General features: G+C 26.6%; 17 protein-coding genes. 7 read left to right on the top strand and 10 right to left on the bottom strand.

What is annotated here, in order from left to right:
• Window positions 1-1,215, top strand: a complete 1,215-nt coding sequence (locus ACAN_RS07000; RefSeq protein WP_099335155.1) for a PAS domain-containing sensor histidine kinase — start codon at window positions 1-3, stop codon at window positions 1,213-1,215.
• Between the two features lie 74 nt (window positions 1,216-1,289).
• Window positions 1,290-1,469, top strand: a complete 180-nt coding sequence (locus ACAN_RS06995) for a hypothetical protein (protein WP_079579160.1) — start codon at window positions 1,290-1,292, stop codon at window positions 1,467-1,469.
• 11 nt (window positions 1,470-1,480) lie between these two features.
• Here ACAN_RS06995 and ACAN_RS06990 read toward each other — a convergent pair whose 3' ends face one another.
• Both ACAN_RS06990 and gshB read right to left on the bottom strand, forming a co-directional pair.
• Entirely contained in the window at window positions 1,481-1,693 is a 213-nt protein-coding gene (locus tag ACAN_RS06990; RefSeq protein WP_079579158.1) for a hypothetical protein, read from the bottom strand.
• A gap of 6 nt (window positions 1,694-1,699) precedes the next feature.
• Window positions 1,700-2,731: a glutathione synthase gene (gshB, locus tag ACAN_RS06985; RefSeq protein WP_099335156.1), complete on the bottom strand. Its 1,032-nt coding sequence runs from the start codon at window positions 2,729-2,731 to the stop codon at window positions 1,700-1,702.
• A 201-nt stretch (window positions 2,732-2,932) separates the two neighbouring features.
• Here gshB and ACAN_RS06980 point away from each other — a divergent pair, with 201 nt between their 5' ends.
• The gene (locus ACAN_RS06980) at window positions 2,933-3,619 is read left to right on the top strand and encodes a response regulator transcription factor (protein ID WP_079579154.1); all 687 of its coding nucleotides are present in this window, start codon (window positions 2,933-2,935) and stop codon (window positions 3,617-3,619) included.
• Here the strand turns inward: ACAN_RS06980 and ACAN_RS06975 are convergent.
• Genes ACAN_RS06975 through ACAN_RS06965 form a run of 3 tightly spaced genes read right to left on the bottom strand, consistent with a single transcriptional unit; the run spans window position 3,596 to window position 6,505 of the window.
• A complete protein-coding gene (locus ACAN_RS06975; RefSeq protein WP_099335157.1) occupies window positions 3,596-4,297 on the bottom strand; it encodes an anaerobic ribonucleoside-triphosphate reductase activating protein in 702 nt (233 codons plus the stop codon). The two genes, ACAN_RS06980 and ACAN_RS06975, sit on opposite strands and share 24 nt — an antisense overlap.
• On the bottom strand, window positions 4,251-4,412 hold the full coding sequence (gene nrdD, locus ACAN_RS14115; protein WP_119184371.1) for an anaerobic ribonucleoside-triphosphate reductase: 162 nt from the start codon (window positions 4,410-4,412) through the stop codon (window positions 4,251-4,253). Before nrdD ends, ACAN_RS06975 begins: the two co-directional genes overlap by 47 nt.
• Window positions 4,382-6,505: a ribonucleoside triphosphate reductase gene (locus ACAN_RS06965; RefSeq protein ID WP_099335158.1), complete on the bottom strand. Its 2,124-nt coding sequence runs from the start codon at window positions 6,503-6,505 to the stop codon at window positions 4,382-4,384. Before ACAN_RS06965 ends, nrdD begins: the two co-directional genes overlap by 31 nt.
• A gap of 218 nt (window positions 6,506-6,723) precedes the next feature.
• Between ACAN_RS06965 and argF the strand changes: the two genes are divergently transcribed.
• From argF to lgt, 4 genes are all read left to right on the top strand, one after another.
• The gene (gene argF, locus ACAN_RS06960) at window positions 6,724-7,650 is read left to right on the top strand and encodes an ornithine carbamoyltransferase (protein ID WP_099335159.1); all 927 of its coding nucleotides are present in this window, start codon (window positions 6,724-6,726) and stop codon (window positions 7,648-7,650) included.
• A 1-nt stretch (window position 7,651) separates the two neighbouring features.
• Entirely contained in the window at window positions 7,652-9,019 is a 1,368-nt protein-coding gene (gene hemN / locus ACAN_RS06955; protein ID WP_099335160.1) for an oxygen-independent coproporphyrinogen III oxidase, read from the top strand.
• A 125-nt stretch (window positions 9,020-9,144) separates the two neighbouring features.
• Window positions 9,145-10,437: a (Fe-S)-binding protein gene (locus ACAN_RS06950; RefSeq protein ID WP_079579144.1), complete on the top strand. Its 1,293-nt coding sequence runs from the start codon at window positions 9,145-9,147 to the stop codon at window positions 10,435-10,437.
• A 3-nt stretch (window positions 10,438-10,440) separates the two neighbouring features.
• The gene (lgt, locus tag ACAN_RS06945) at window positions 10,441-11,259 is read left to right on the top strand and encodes a prolipoprotein diacylglyceryl transferase (RefSeq protein WP_099335161.1); all 819 of its coding nucleotides are present in this window, start codon (window positions 10,441-10,443) and stop codon (window positions 11,257-11,259) included.
• On the opposite strand, the gene ACAN_RS06940 is transcribed toward lgt, so the two are convergent.
• The 5 genes from ACAN_RS06940 to polA form a co-directional block, all read right to left on the bottom strand.
• Window positions 11,249-12,553 (bottom strand): response regulator, encoded by a 1,305-nt coding sequence (locus tag ACAN_RS06940; protein ID WP_099335162.1) that lies wholly within the window; start codon window positions 12,551-12,553, stop codon window positions 11,249-11,251. The two genes, lgt and ACAN_RS06940, sit on opposite strands and share 11 nt — an antisense overlap.
• On the bottom strand, window positions 12,531-12,791 hold the full coding sequence (locus ACAN_RS06935; RefSeq protein WP_079579138.1) for a DUF2116 family Zn-ribbon domain-containing protein: 261 nt from the start codon (window positions 12,789-12,791) through the stop codon (window positions 12,531-12,533). The genes ACAN_RS06940 and ACAN_RS06935 overlap by 23 nt, the downstream gene beginning before the upstream one ends.
• Entirely contained in the window at window positions 12,791-12,982 is a 192-nt protein-coding gene (locus ACAN_RS06930) for a hypothetical protein (protein ID WP_079579136.1), read from the bottom strand. Before ACAN_RS06930 ends, ACAN_RS06935 begins: the two co-directional genes overlap by 1 nt.
• A 15-nt stretch (window positions 12,983-12,997) precedes the next feature.
• Entirely contained in the window at window positions 12,998-13,699 is a 702-nt protein-coding gene (locus tag ACAN_RS06925; RefSeq protein WP_079579134.1) for a response regulator transcription factor, read from the bottom strand.
• Between the two features lie 104 nt (window positions 13,700-13,803).
• A complete protein-coding gene (gene polA / locus ACAN_RS06920; protein WP_099335163.1) occupies window positions 13,804-16,485 on the bottom strand; it encodes a DNA polymerase I in 2,682 nt (893 codons plus the stop codon).
• Between the last annotated feature and the right edge of the window lie 15 nt (window positions 16,486-16,500).

Raw genomic sequence — 16,500 nt, 5'->3', positions numbered from 1 at the left:
ATGCCTAAAAACACTTATCAAGAGGCAATAGAAAATAGTAATATTGTATCAAAAACAGATATTGATGGAATAATTACTTTTGTGAATGATGAGTTTTGTAATATATTTGGATATTCAAAAAAGGAATTATTAGGGAAGAATCACAATATTGTAAGACACCCTGATATTCCTAGTGAACACTTTAAAAATCTTTGGGAAACAATAAAATTTAATAAAAAAACTTATAAATCTACAGTTAAAAACTTAACAAAAGAAGGAAGAAGTGTTTACTTAAATACTACAATTACGCCTATTCTTGACAAAGATGGAAATATCAAAGAGTTTATTGCAATTCGTTATGATGTAACACAAGAAGTTGAATTAAAGAAAAATTTAGAAAAAAAAGATAAAGAGTTAAAACTTTTAAATAAAACTTTGGAAATGAGAGTTCAAGAACAAACAAAACAGCTAAAAGAGTTAAATCAAACTTTAGAACAAAGAGTAAAAAGCGAAATTGAGAAAAATAAGCAAAAACAAAAAATCCTTTTTTGGCAATCAAGAATGGCAAGTTTAGGGCAAATGTTAGCAAATATCGCACATCAATGGAGACAACCTTTAACTGAATTAAATCTTGCACTGTTTAATGTAAAAAAATCTGCTTCTAATCAAGAGTTTGATGAACTTGAAAAATATTATAAAGATAGCAAAGAGATTATTGCAAATATGTCTCAAACTATAGATGATTTTTCAAACTTTTTCAATCCAAATAAAGAAAAACAAAAGTTTAATTTAAAAAATTCAATTGATGAGAGTTTAAATATAACAAGAAAACTTATTCAAAAGGAAAATATCAATATAAAAAAAGAGTATATTGATTTAGAAGTTTTTGGTGTATCAAATGAATTTTCTCAAGTTATTATTAACTTTTTACAAAACTCTGCACATGCGTTTAATAAGAAAAATATTGAAAATAAAGAGATAGTCATAACTATAAAGCAAGTCACTATTGAGTCACAAGAATTTGCACAAGTTACTTTTAGTGACAATGCAAGGGGAGTTGATGAAAATACTTTAGATAAAATATTTGAGCCTTACTTTACAACAAAACATCAAAGTAATGGAACAGGACTTGGTCTTTTTATGTCTAAACTAATCATTGAAAAAAGTTTAAATGGAACAATGTTTGCAAAAAATAGTAACAAAGGACTCCTATTTACAATTAATATTCCACTTTAAAATTATTTATTTTTTATTTGACACCTTTATGCTACCTTATAATAGTAAAATTAGACTATACAAAGGAGGCTGTAATGAAAACTACAGTTTTGTTATTTTTAATGAGTTTATTTATTTTTGTAGGTTGTAGTCAAGATATATCAAAATTTAAAAAAGACGATTGCATAAAAAAAGGTTATGGATATAAAAAAGAGAAAGTATTAAATTATAGAACAGGAAAATATGAATTAAGAACTATTTGTATAAAAAAGTAAGATTTTTAATCTTACTTTTTAAGAGTTATTACAATATCGCTTAATTTTGCTAAATCTATAATTGAAAGTCTTAATGTTCTCCTAACTAGCTCAGAAATTGAGATGTTTTTTTCTACTAATATTTGTGCTGCTTTTTCATAATTTCTTTCATTTCTTATTGATTTTATAACTTCTGCAACACCAGAAGCTATTTCAATAGATCTTTGAGTGTCTTGTGCATTCATAATAAATTACTCTCTTAATTCATTAAGTCTTTTAAGTAAATACTCTAATTCTGCCCTCTTTTCAATTTTTTCATCAACTTTTTCTTCTAAAAAGTCAACTACATTTTGATGTAGTTTTAATTTATTTAGTTTATTAATATTTGTTATTCCTCCAGGATTTAAAACATTTACTTCTAATATCTTATCCCCAATCATATCTAAGCCTACAAAAAATAGTCCATCTGCCAATAAGCTTGTTCCAACTTTTCTACAAACCTTTTTTTGACTATCTGTTAACTCATATTTATGTGCACTTCCTCCAGCTTGAATGTTAGCTCTTATTTCTCCATCTGCTGGTTTTCTATTATATGCTCCAATAAATTTTCCATTTAGCATCAAAACTCGAACATCACCATTTTCTGCACCTTTTATATACTCTTGTAAAATAACATATTTTTCACCTGATTTATCTATATAAAAGTCTAATAATGAGTTAATATTTGACTTTGCATTTTTTTCTAGTACAATCACACCTCTTCCACCTGAACCATCTAATGGTTTTAAAATAAATTTTTCATCAGGTGACTCTTCAATAATTTTATTTATATATTTTTTACTTCCAGAAACATGAGTTACTGGTAAAAAAGTATTATTTGGATCATGAAAAGTTGTTGTATATAGCTTATTATTTGCTTTTCTTATACCATCTACATCATTTATTATTACTGTTTCATCTTTAATTGCATCTAAAAAATTCAGAACCAATGGATTAATAGGTGGATCTTTTCTTAGCATAATACAATCAAAAGCATGCAAAGCTGTTAATCTTTTCTCAAACTCAACTTTTTTATAAAATGATACAATATTTTCTGGAATTTTTGGTATATCTTTAATTGTTTGTATAAAACCATGAACTATATTATTTCTTACTGTTAAATTATTTGTATAAAGTACTGAAACCTTATGACCTCTTTTGAGGCACTCTTTTATGATTAGTAACGTAGAACTTTTTAAAGGTTCAATATTATCCCAATGCTCAATAATAAAACCTACGTGCATAATATCCTCTTTATGTAAAATTAATACTATATTATATTCTTTTTTCTATAACTATTATATAAAAGTTTGCTTAATTGATTTAAGCTTCTATTATATGGCAATTTTTTCATATAATTTATACTTATTATTTTACTTTTACCTCACTTTTAAAAAAAAATTCTATAATTTTAATTTAATTACTAATTAACCTAGGAGATATCTGTGCCAAAGAATGTACTAAAAGAGTTCAAAGTTTTACTAGTAGAGGATGAATCAAACATTGCAAAGCTATTAAAAGATGCAATTGGAGATTATTTTTTTAGCTTCACTTTAGCAAAAAATGGGCAAGAGGGTTTAGAAAAAATGAAAACTATTAAACCTGATATAATTATTACAGATATTATGATGCCCAAACTTGATGGATTAGCTATGACTGAAAAAATCAAACAAATTGATGAGTCAATTCCAGTAATTGTATTAAGTGCATTTTCAGAAAAAGAGAAACTTCTAAATGCAATTGATATTGGAATTACAAAATATTTTATAAAACCATTTGATCCAGATGAAGTATTAGAGTATCTTGTATCATTAGCTATAAAACTTGATAAAAAAAGAGTTTTTAAACTATCTGAAGATTTATATTTTGATAGAAATAAAAATAATTTATTTGATAAAAATGACAAAATTATAAATTTAACTAAAAGAGAAAAAGATTTTTTATATTTACTAATTAAAAATCATCCAAATAGTGTTTCAGTTGAAAAAATAAAAAAAACTTTATGGGAAAAAGAAGAAGCTACTGATGAGAGATTGAGAACTTTTATAAAAAGAATTAGAGCAAAAACCTCTAAAACTTTAATTAAAAATATTTCAGGACAAGGATATTTAATTTCTCCAGATAATATTTAAGTTTTTACTTAATAAATCTTTATTTAAAACTTTTTTAGATTCTTTAAGATTTGCAAAATTTTCTACATTTAAAAAATTTTGTATATAAAGGCTATTTTTGTAGCCTTTGCTTACTAAAGTATCGACTATTTTATTTATATCATTTTCATCTAACAACTCTTCATGTAAAGTTGTTCTTACTTCAAAATCAAAGTTTTTTTCAATTAAAAACTCTAATGTATCAATAAATCTATTATATTGATTTGTTGTTTTAGTAATATCTTGAAATTTCTCTTTTGTTGCTTTAAAATCTAAAGCTATATAATCAATATAATTTTTATCAATTAAAGTTTTAATTAACTTTGTATTCAATCCATTTGTATCAAGCTTTATTTTAAATCCCATTGCTTTGATTTTTTTGCAAATAGGCTCTAAATTATGCATTGTAGCTTCACCACCACTTAATACAACAGCATCTAAAAGCCCTACTCTTTTTTCTAAAAAAGTAAATAAATCTTTAATTTCATAATTTCCCTCTTTTGATAAAACTATATTACTATTATAACAATATTGACATCTCATATTGCATGATATAAACCATACAATACAAGATAAATTGTCTTTATAATCTAAAGTCGTAAATCGTGTAATATCATATATTATTTTTTTCGATAAATTTAACTCTTTGTTTATGTTCACCTTTTTTTCCTATATTAAAACTCTCTACTGGTCTATGATATCCCATAACTCTAGTATAAACTACACATTTCGTTCTTTCACCTTCTAAGTGTTTTGGTATTTTGTAACTTTCCATTCTTCTAACTCCTTTTTTAAAATTTCTTCATCACATTTTGGACAATATTCGTACTCTCCACTTATATATCCATGAGTAGGACAAACAGAGAAAAGTGGAGTAACTGTAATATATGGTAAAGTATAATTTGAGATTACACTTTTAATTAGCTTCCTACAAGCCTCTGTTGAACTTACTCTTTCTCTCATATATAAGTGAAGTACAGTACCACCTGTATACTTACCTTGTAAATCATCTTGTAAATCTAGTGCTTCATAAATATCATCTGTAAAGTCTGCTGGAAGCTGAGATGAGTTTGTATAATAGATATTTTTATCAAATCCAGCTTGTACAATATCTTTAAATCTTTTTTTATCTTCTTTTGCAAATCTATATGTAGTACCTTCTGCTGGTGTTGCTTCAAGATTATATAAATTTCCAGTCTCTTCTTGAAACTCAACCATTCTTTCTCTCATATGATCTAATATCTCATGTGAAAACTCTATTCCAACATTAGTTGATATATCTTCTTTTAAATCAAAAAAGTTTTTAATCATTTCATTTATACCATTAATACCTATAGTTGAAAAATGATTATTAAAATGATGCAAATACCTTTTTGTATAAGGGAATAATCCTCTATCATAAAGTGTTTGAATAAACTCTCTTTTTTTCTCTAAAGTTGATTTTGCAAGTTGCATTAACTCATCAAGTCTTTCAAATAACGCAGTTTTATCATTTTTGAAAATATAACCAAGTCTTGCCATATTAATTGTAACAACCCCAATACTTCCAGTCATTTCTGCACTACCAAAAAGACCACCACCTCTTTTAAGAAGTTCTCTTAAATCAAGTTGTAATCTACAACACATGCTTCTTACATGACCTGGTTTATAAGCTTTTTCATTTGGAATTAGGTTTCCATTCTCATCTTTTATATATTGACTTCCGATAAAATTTTGAAAATATGAAGAACCAATTTTTGCACTATTTTCAAATAATATATCTGTATTCTCACCATACCAATCAAAATCTTCTGTAATATTTACTGTAGGAATTGGAAAAGTAAAAGGTTGACCTGTTTTATCACCTTCTGTCATTACTTCATAAAATGCTTTATTTATCATATTCATCTGTTTTTGGAAATCTTTATAAGTTAAATTTTCAAAACTTGAATACCCTTTTTCTTTAATAACTTCTAATAACTCTTCATCTTGAAAATTTTTAAATAGATGTTCTTGTCTTTTTGTTGGTATTTGATCTTTTAAATCCTCAGGTACAGTCCAATCTATAGTAACATTTGTAAAAGGACTTTGTCCCCAACGTGCAGGAACATTAAGATTATAAATAAAACTTCTAATATTTTTTTTCACTTCTAAATAAGATAATTTATCTTTAAAAACATATGGAGCCAAATAAGTATCAAAAGAAGAGAAAGCTTGAGCTCCAGCCCATTCACTTTGTAATATTCCTAAAAAGTTTGCCATTTGACCTAATGCTTCTCTAAAATGATTAGGAGCACAACTTTCAACTCTTCCTCTTACACCATTAAACCCTTCATCTAATAATACTCTTAAACTCCAACCAGCACAATACCCACTTAAACAATCTAAATCATGTATATGATAATCAGCATTTCTATGAGCATAGCCCTCTTCTTTTGAATAAACTTTATCTAGCCAATAATTTGCAATCACTTTTCCTGCACTATTATTAATCAAACCAGCATGAGAATACCCAGTGTTTGAGTTGGCATTAATTCTCCAATCAGTTTTATTAATATACTCTTGAATTGTTTGTGTACAATTAATATAAGTTGTATCTTTATCTAATCCTAATACATGCTCTCTTTGCATTTTATGCATATGTCTATAAAGCATGAAAGACTTCATTACTTCAAAATATCTTGCTTTATATAGTTCTTTTTCAATAAAATCTTGTATATCTTCAACTGCAATTACTCTTTTTTGTTCTAAAAGTTCCAATACATTAAAGAAAATTGTTTTATCATATTTTGTATTTACGCTTTTAAAAGCTTTTTTTATTACATCTTCAATTTTAAAACTTTGAAACTCCTTGGTTGTTCCATCTCTTTTTAGTACTTCTTTTATCATTTCTATTCCTTTTGAGTATGTGGAATTTTAAGACAGTATCTCTTAAATAGCAATAACATCAAAAGTCACTAAAATGTTATTTTAAGGGCTTTGTAGCGTTTTTATAGTACTTTAACAGAAGCTTTTTGCTAAAAGATTTTAATGTTTAAATTTAATTAAGAAACAAATAAAGACAACTTATATATAATATTTGCTTTACAATAAAAAAGGTAAATAGTATGAGACATTTTTTAACATTAACAGATTATACAAAAGAAGAAATTCTAGAAATTCTAGATCTTGCTAAAAAAATAAAATTAGAAACAAAAAATAGAGTTTTTAAAGATTATATGCCAAAACAAACTCTTGGAATGATTTTTGAAAAAAGTAGTACAAGAACAAGGGTTAGTTTTGAAACGGGTATTTATCAATTAGGTGGAATTGGTCTATTTTTATCATCAAATGATATTCAATTAGGTAGAGGTGAACCTATGAGTGATACTAGTAGAGTTATTTCAAGAATGGTAGATATGGTTATGATTAGAACATTTGAGCAAAGCAAATTAGAAGAGTTTGCAAAATACTCTAAAGTTCCTGTAATCAATGGACTAACAAATGAATTTCATCCTGTTCAATTAATGGCTGATTATATGACTATTCAAGAAGCAGGTTTAGATAAAGATTTGATTGTTGCGTATATTGGTGATGGTAATAATATGGCTCATTCATGGTTAAATATGGCTGCAAAATTAGGCTTTGAATTAAGAATTGCAACACCAAAGGGTTATGAAGTAGATAATGAAATTTTAGAAAATGCTTTAAATGAAGCTAAAAACTCTGGTGCAAAAATAGTTATTTCAAATGATCCAAAAGAAGCAGTAAAAGGTTCAACTGTTGTTACTACTGATACTTGGGTATCAATGGGACAAGAGGACGAAAAAGAGAAAAGAGTTAAAGATTTTGATGGATATATTGTGAATGATACTATGATGAATTTAGCCCATAAAAAAGCAATATTCCTTCACTGTTTACCAGCTTATAGAGGTTATGAAGTAAGTCAAGAGGTAATTGAAGGTCCACAAAGTCTAATTTTCCAAGAAGCAGAAAACAGACTACATGCACAAAAAGGTGTAATGGTTTGGCTAGACAAACAAAGAGACAAATAATATGATAGATTTTAAAAAATTTGAAAAGTATTCAAGACCTGGGCCAAGATATACTTCATATCCAACGGCACCAGAGTTTAGTGAAGAGTTTACTCATAAAGATTTAATAGAGTTTTACAAAAACCAAGATGATAATAGAAACTTATCTTTATATATACATCTTCCTTTTTGTAGAAGTGCCTGTTATTTTTGTGGATGTAATGTAATTTTTACATCTAAAGAGGATAAAAAAGTAAGATATATTCAATATCTTAAAAAAGAACTTGAAATATTAAAAAAACATTTAAATACTTCAAGAGTTGTAACACAAATGCACTTTGGAGGTGGAACTCCTACATTTTTCTCTCCAGAACAATTAAGAGAAGTTATCTCTATGCTTAAACAAACATTTATAAACTTTAGTGATAATGCAGAAATTTCATGTGAAGTTGATCCAAGATTTTTTACAAAAGAGCATATGGATATATTAAAAGATGGTGGATTTAATAGATTAAGTTTTGGAGTTCAAGATATTGACCCACAAGTACAAAAAACAATTCATAGGGTTCAACCATATGAAACTACACAAGAAGTAATGAAAATAGCAAGAGATGCAGGAATTAAATCAATAAATATTGATTTAATTTATGGTCTTCCACATCAAACTTCTAAATCATTTCATAATACAATAAAACAAGTAATAAAATTAAATCCTGATAGGTTAGCAGTATTTAACTATGCTCATGTTCCTTGGCTTATGAAAACTATGAGAAAATTTGATGAATCTACATTTGCACCTGCAAGTGAAAAATTAGTTATCTTAAAAGATACAATTGACTTTTTTACAAATAATGGATACAAAATGGTAGGAATGGATCACTTTGCAAAACCAGAAGATGAACTATTTAAAGCAATACAAAAAGGTGAGTTACATAGAAATTTCCAAGGTTATACAACTAAAGGTGGAGCTGATTTAATAGGAATTGGTCTTACATCTATTGGTAATGGTGTTGATTATTATGCACAAAATTACAAAGATTTAAAATCATATGAGCAAGCTTTGGATGAAGGGATTTTACCTACATTTAAAGGATATAAATTAAGTAAAGATGATGAAATTAGACAGTTTGTAATTATGGAAATAATGAGTAATTTCTCTTTAAATATTCCAAGAGTTGAAAAAAAATTCAATATTGACTTTAAAGAGTATTTTAAAAATGACCTTCCTCAACTTGAAGAGTTTATTCAAGCAGAACTTTTGTCTATAAATGACGAAAAGATTCAAGTATCTCCTACAGGAACAATGCTTATTAGAAATATTTGTATGCCATTTGATGCATATCTTAAAAAAATACCTGAAAATAAAAGAAGATTCTCTAAGACTATTTAATAGTCTTAGAAATCTAAATTTCAAAGCTATACTTAATCCTTAATTCATCAAATATTAACATTTTTTTTAGTATATTAATCTCTTTTATATAATAATAATTTTTTAAAATAAAAGGTTTATAAAAAGTGGATAAATTTGATTATACAACAATAAGTGATGATTGCGTAAAGTGTGGTAAATGTAAACCTGTATGTACAATTTTTAATATCAACCAAGATGAAACTACTAGTCCTAGGGGGTTTATTGATTTATTAGGTGCTTACAAAAGAGATGAGTTGGAACTAGATAGAAATGCAAAAGATATATTTGAAAGCTGTTTTTTGTGTACTAACTGTGTTGAGGTTTGTCCAAATGATCTTCCAACAGATATGATAATAGAACAAGTAAGAAGTGATATTGCAAAAAAATATGGTATAACATGGTATAAAAAACTATTTTTCTTTCTTTTAAGACATAGAAAAACTATGGACTTTCTTTCTAAACTTGGATGGATGTTTCAAACATGTGCATTAAAACTTGATGAAAAAAAACAGTCAGCACTTCCTAGATTCTCTTTACCTATTGTAAAAAAAGATAGAGCCTTACCTTTTGCAGATAGTAAAAGTTTTTTAAAAAAATACCCAGAAAACATCTATGCAAAAAATAAAAAAATTGAAGAAGGCAAAAAGAATAGAGTTGCTATTTTCATTGGTTGCATGAGTAATTATACTTATACAAATACGGGTGATTCTTTAGTTAAGATATTAAAAAAACTTGATTTAGATATTTTCATACCTAAAAAACAGCTTTGCTGTGGAGCACCTGCTTATTTTACAGGTGATTTTGATACAGTAGATTATCTTGTGAAGAAAAATATTGAATATTTTGAAACATGGATTGATGAAGTTGATGCTATTGTAATTCCAGAAGCTACATGTAGTGCAATGATAAATCAAGATTGGGAGCACTATTTACATGATCAACCCCAATGGAAAGAAAGAGCAAAGAAAATTGCAAAAAAAGTATACATGGCAACAAAATGGCTTGAAAACAATACAAAACTAAATGAATTACTTCAAAACTCAAATAAACAGTTTGATAAGCTTGTTACTTACCATGATCCTTGCCATGCTAAAAAGATGCAAGGAGTATGGAAAGAGCCTAGAAACTTACTTTCTAAAAATTATCAAATTAAAGAGATGAGTGATTCAAATAGATGCTGTGGTTTTGGTGGGGTAACTATGCAAACAGAAAAATACGAGTTTGCAAAAGCTGCTGGTCTTCCAAAAGCTGCAATGATAAAAGAGACACAAGCTCAAATAGTAAGTGCAGAGTGTTCTGCATGTAGAATGCAACTTACTAATGCTTTACATTTAGGAAAAGTTGATGAAGTTGAATTTAAAAATCCGATTGAATTAATAGCTGAGGCATTAGATTAATTTATGGAACAATGGCAAAATATCTATTCTAATTTTGATCCTATAGCATTTAGTATAGGTGGTATTTCTGTACATTGGTATGGAATAATGTACGCATTAGCTTTATTAAGTGCTATAGTAGTTGCAAAATGGTTTATAAATCATGATAAAATAAAAATAAATCAAGATATATTTGATTCATATATTTGGTGGGCTGAAATAGGTGTAATATTAGGGGCTAGATTAGGATATATAATTTTTTATGATCCAAATACTACATACTATTTAACTCACCCTTGGCAAATATTTAATCCATTTATAAATGGTGAATTCACAGGTATCTCAGGAATGAGTTATCATGGTGCGGTTATTGGTTTTATTTTAGCTTCATATCTTTTTTGTAAAAAAAATAAAGTATCTTTTTTCTTCTTAGCTGATATTGCAGTACTTGGAGTTTCAGCAGGATATGTCTTTGGACGAATAGGAAATTTCTTTAATCAAGAATTAGTAGGAAGAACTACTGATGTTCCTTGGGCGATTTATGTTGATGGGGTATTAAGACACCCATCACAACTATATGAAGCAGTTTTAGAAGGTATTGTAATTTTTATAATATTAGTAAGTATTAGAAAATATAAATCATTTGATGGACAATTAGCCTTGCTTTATGGGATTTTATACTCACTTGCAAGAATAATTGCAGAAATATTTAGACAACCAGATGTACAATTAGGCTTTTTATATAGTAACTGGCTAACAATGGGTATGCTTCAATCTGCTTTTTTTGCCCTACTTTGTATGATTATATATTTTTTAAAAAAGAAAAATAAGCTTATTTTTTAGAAGCTTTTTTTTCTTCTTCTTTTTTCTTATCATCTTCATAAGACTTAATAACATCATTTAAATCATCGATTTTATGTCTATACTCTTCAATATACTCTTGATATACTTTTATTGATTCTTGAGCTTTAGCTAACTTCTCTTTTAAACTTTCATTTAGTTTTTTAAATCTTTCATATCTTTCATAACTAACTCTTGTAGTATCTCGCATTTTTGATAATTTTTGTAAGAAATCATCATGATCTTTTTCAGCTTTTTTATTCGCATCAGAAACTTTATGTTCTAAATTTAAGATTCTACCCTTATCATCATTTATTCTAGAACGAAGAGTTTTAATCTCCCTTTGTAGTTCACTAACAAATGATGTAATACTCATCTCTTTTGCTTCTAAAGCCTCTTTTAGCATATCATTATATCTACTTTCCAACTCTTGTTCAAACTTTACTTTTTGACTTTTTTGTTGCAAAATATATCTTTTTAAAGTCTGTTTCTCTTCTTCATCTTGTGTTACTAAAAATCTACTCGAAACATATTTTTTTATATTACCAGCTTCATCTAAAATAGGGAAAATAGTAGCTTTTACATAATATGAACTACCATCTTTAGCTTTATTTTTTATTTTACTTTTCCAAACTTTTCCTGCTTTTATAGTATCCCAAAGATTTTTAAAGATTTTTGAAGAGTTATCAGGATGTCTTACTATATTATGTGGTTGTCCTAAAAGTTCTTCTTTTGTATAACCAGATACTTCACAAAAAATATCATTTGCATAAGTAATTATTCCATCAGGATCAGTTTCACTAACTAAATTTTCTTTATCTAAAATATCTTTATATAATTCTAATTCTCTTTTTTGAACTAATATGAGTTTTTTGTTGTAGTTTTCTTCAATTATTTGATTTAAGATTTTAATAGTGGTTATATTTTTTATAGGTTTTAATATATAATTTGATATTTTTAAACATATAACTTTTTCTAAAATTTCTGTATTAGAGTTTTTAGTACTTAATACAATAGGAATGTCAGAAGAATCAGTTCTAATATCAGTTAATAATTCTAAACCATCTTGATTAGGAAGATCCAAATCAGTTAAAATAATATCAATTTTTCTTTTTTCTTTTTTATAAAGTTCTAATGCTTCTTGTTTACTTGAAGATGTTAAAACCTCTTTAAAATATGATTTGAAAAATAGTGAAACTTCATTGAGTATTTCTTTATTATCTTCTATAAATAAAAGAGTACTTTCTTTTAATAGCTCCAACTCCAAAGAGTCTTCAATTTTCTTTTCTATAGCCATAATTTATTGCTAATTCATCAATTTTATTCTTAAGAAGGTCTAGTCTCCAACCATGTCTATTAGCAAACTTTTCAATCTCTTTCTCTCTTTCATCATGATTACAAAAAACAAAAATTCTCTTTAAAAAGGGTTTTGGCACTTGTATAGAAATAAGCTGAAAATAATTCTCTTTACAACTTCTAGAGCAAAAAGCTTTACTCATAGCAATTTTTTTCTTACAAAATGGACAGTGTGACATCAATTTCCTTTAATAATTAATTTATAAAGTTTTGCATTTGTTACATCTTGAAGGAATTTTGGATCTACATCATGAAGAGCAATTATTTCAACTTCTTTGTTGTCCATTAACCATCCTTTTCCAGTATCAATTATTTTTTCATCCTGGAAAAGTTTGATTAGTTCTTCTTTTGAAAGTATTTTTTCTTCCATATATTTTACTCAAAATTACTTTTGATTCTCCTCTAAAACATAACCTTTATTAGAATGGTTTCTGATTATTTCATAGTAAGTTTTTTGTCTAATTTTGTTTACTATATTTCTCATTGTATAAATAGACATATTTTTACCTTTCCATACTACATCTTTTATAGTATCATAATCAGTAATCTCACCTCTTTTTTCAATTAGTAATTTTAAGAATGATTTTTCTAATCTAGTGAAATCTATTAAAACTCCACCTGGTTTAAAAAATTGATCTCTATACTCATCAAAATAGATTCCATTTTGGAACTCTATCTTGTCACCTCTTTTAGTTTGATTTAGACACATAATAATTGCAAGTTTTACATCTTTTGCTCTTAAAGGCTTTGATATAAAAGTATAAGCGCTACAATTTATTGCAGTAAGAATATCATTATTATTCTCTTCATCAGAAATTATGATTTTTGGTAAATTCGAAGCTTTATTTGATATTTCAGTACAAATTTCATCAAATGTATAATCTTTTACATTTGTATCAATTATTACTAAATCATAACTGTTTGAAACAGCTAATTCAAGTGCTTCTAATGAACCATTAACTAATTTTAATTCTTTGAAGTAATCATCAAATTCATTTTCAATAGTTACTTTAACATTGTCATCATTACTTATAATAAGTAGTTTTGCATTGTATAATTTTCTTATATTTTTTTCAGTTTTTAACATCTTTAACTCTTTGATATTAATTTTTATTTAAAATAATAGCAAATTTTATTACATTTGTCAAAGAAAAATTATTTATAAATAAATAAAATTTACATTTTTCTTTATTATTTTAACTCTTGCCAACTTTTGCCAATATTTTTTGACACTTTCAAAGGAACTTTTAATTTAACAATATTTTCCATGATATTTACCAAATCTTCTAAAATCTCTTCTATTTTCTCATTTTTTATTTCAAAAATCAATTCATCATGAATTTGTAGAAGCATTTTTATATCTTCATTGTTTTTATATTTTTGCCAAATTTTTAGCATAGAAAGTTTAATCAAATCAGCAGCACTTCCTTGAAACTTCGTATTAACACCCTCTCTTAAAAATGCAGCCTTTTGCATTCCATTTGCACTATTAAAGTCAAATACTCTTCTTCTTTTAAGTAAAGTCTCTATATATTCAGTTTCTAAGATTGTATCTTCAATTGATTTTAAATAATCCTTTACACTTTTAAAAGCTTGGAAATAAGACTCTATATAACTTTTTGCCTCTGCTGTTTTTATTCCTAATGTATCAGCAAGTTTTCTACTACCCATTCCATAAATAAGTCCGAAGTTTATAGATTTTGCTATTGATCTTTTTGAACTTGCTTCTTCTTCTCCAAAAATCTTTATTGCTGTTTGTTTATGAATATCTAAATTACTATTAAAAGCTTCTAGTAAAGCCTCATCTTCACTAAAATGTGCTAGTAATCTTAACTCAATTTGTGAGTAATCTATTCCTACAAGAGAATAACCCTCTTTTGGTATAAATGCACTTCTTATTAGTGCTCCTGCTTCACTTTTTACTGGAATATTTTGTAAATTAGGATTTTTACTACTTAATCTTCCTGTTGCCGTTCCAGTTTGTAAAAACGAAGTATAAACTCTATTATTATCCCTTTGCTTTGCAAGTTTTAATAGTGGCTCAATATATGTTGATTGTAACTTGTGAGATTCTCTATAATCTAAAAGTAAAGGAATTATTTTATGCTCATCATGAAGTTTTTGTAAAACCATTTCATTAGTACTATATCCACTTTTAGTCTTTTTTGAAGCAGTTAAACCTAATTTATCAAAAAGTACTTCGCCTAATTGTTTTGGAGAGTTTATATTAAATTCACTCCCTGCTAGCTCATAAATCTTTGCAGTTAGCTCTGCTAAATGTTTTAAACTCTTTTCTTTTAAATCTTCAAGTATATTAATATCAATTTTTATACCATTTTCTTGCATATATGCTAATACTTTAGTAAATTCAAACTCTAAAGTTTGCCCTAATTCAAATAGATATTCTAAATTTGAAGCTTTAAATTCTTCTTTTAATTTATAAAATAATTTTAAAGTAATAACAGCATCTTCACTTGCATATAAACAAGCTTTTTCAACTTCAACACTAGAGAAGTTTTCTCCTTTTTTAACAAGCTCTTTAAAAGCCAACATTGTATGGTCAAAATACTCTTTTGCTTTAGCGTCAAGTCCTAGTTTTGAACTTGGATTTAAAAGCCAAGACATTATCATCGTATCAGCATACAAATTCATTTCTAAATCAAAGTTTGTTTTTATTATTTCATAATCATATTTGAAATTTTGCGCTACAAGTTTAAATTCATTTAGTTTTTCTAATGCCTTTTTTGCATCATCTAAACCTATTTGATCAGGAACGCCTAGATAAAAATGCCCTATTGGAACATAGTATCCTTTGTTTTCTTCAAAACTAAAAGAGAAGCCTACTATTTTTGCATCTTTTGTATCTAAACTTGTTGTTTCAGTATCAAAAGCAACAATTTTATTTTTATCAATTGAATTTAAAGTATCAAATAATTTCTCTTTGGTATCAAGTAAAATAGAGTCAAATAAAAATGCTTCTTCTTTTTTAGGCAGTTTTGTTTTGTAATTTAATCCATCTTTATTAACTCTTTCTATAATTCTATTTAAATCATACTCAAGTAAAGTATCTGCGATTTTTAAAATTGGGTTTTCTTTTGGAAGAGTAAATTTATCTATTTCATCAAGCACATGACAATCTACTTTTAAAGTAACTAACTCTTTTGAAATAAATGCCATCTCTTTACTTGCTTCTAAAAGATTTTTCCATCTTGGTTTTTCAATACTTTCTAAATTTTCATAAATATTTTCTATTGTATTAAACTGACTAATTAATGCTTGTGCAGTTTTTGCTCCCACACCTTTAACTCCTGGTACATTATCCGCACTATCACCTAAAAGTGCTTGATAATCAGTGAATTGCTTAGGTGTTACTCCATATTTTTGTGTACATTTATCTTCATTAATTATTACTTTTTTTATTGGATCGAATAAATAAATTGTATCATCATCAATTAGTTGATATAAATCTTTATCATGACTTACTATTCTTACTTCTAAATCTTTTGTTTTTGCATCATGTGCTATTGAAGCTATAATATCATCCGCTTCAAAACCAACTCTTGAAGCTGTTTGAAAGCCCATTTTTTCTATCCAATCAATTGCAACAGGTAGTTGTCTTAAAAGATCTTCTGGCACATCTGGTCTATGTGCTTTGTATTGACTATAAATTTCATTTCTAAAAGTATCACCTTTAGAATCTAATGCAAATACTAAATAATCTGTTTGAAAATCTTTTCCAATATTTGAAATAAAATTCATAAAACCTGTTAATAAGCCAGTTGGAAACCCCTCTTTTGATTTTAAAGGAGGAAGTGCATAATAACTTCTAAATAAAAATCCAAATGTATCTATAACTGTTATTGTTTTCTTCATATTACCTACTTATAA

Source organism: Malaciobacter canalis (assembly GCF_008000835.1).
GTDB lineage: Bacteria > Campylobacterota > Campylobacteria > Campylobacterales > Arcobacteraceae > Malaciobacter > Malaciobacter canalis.
This window is presented reverse-complemented; position numbering and strand designations above follow the sequence as displayed.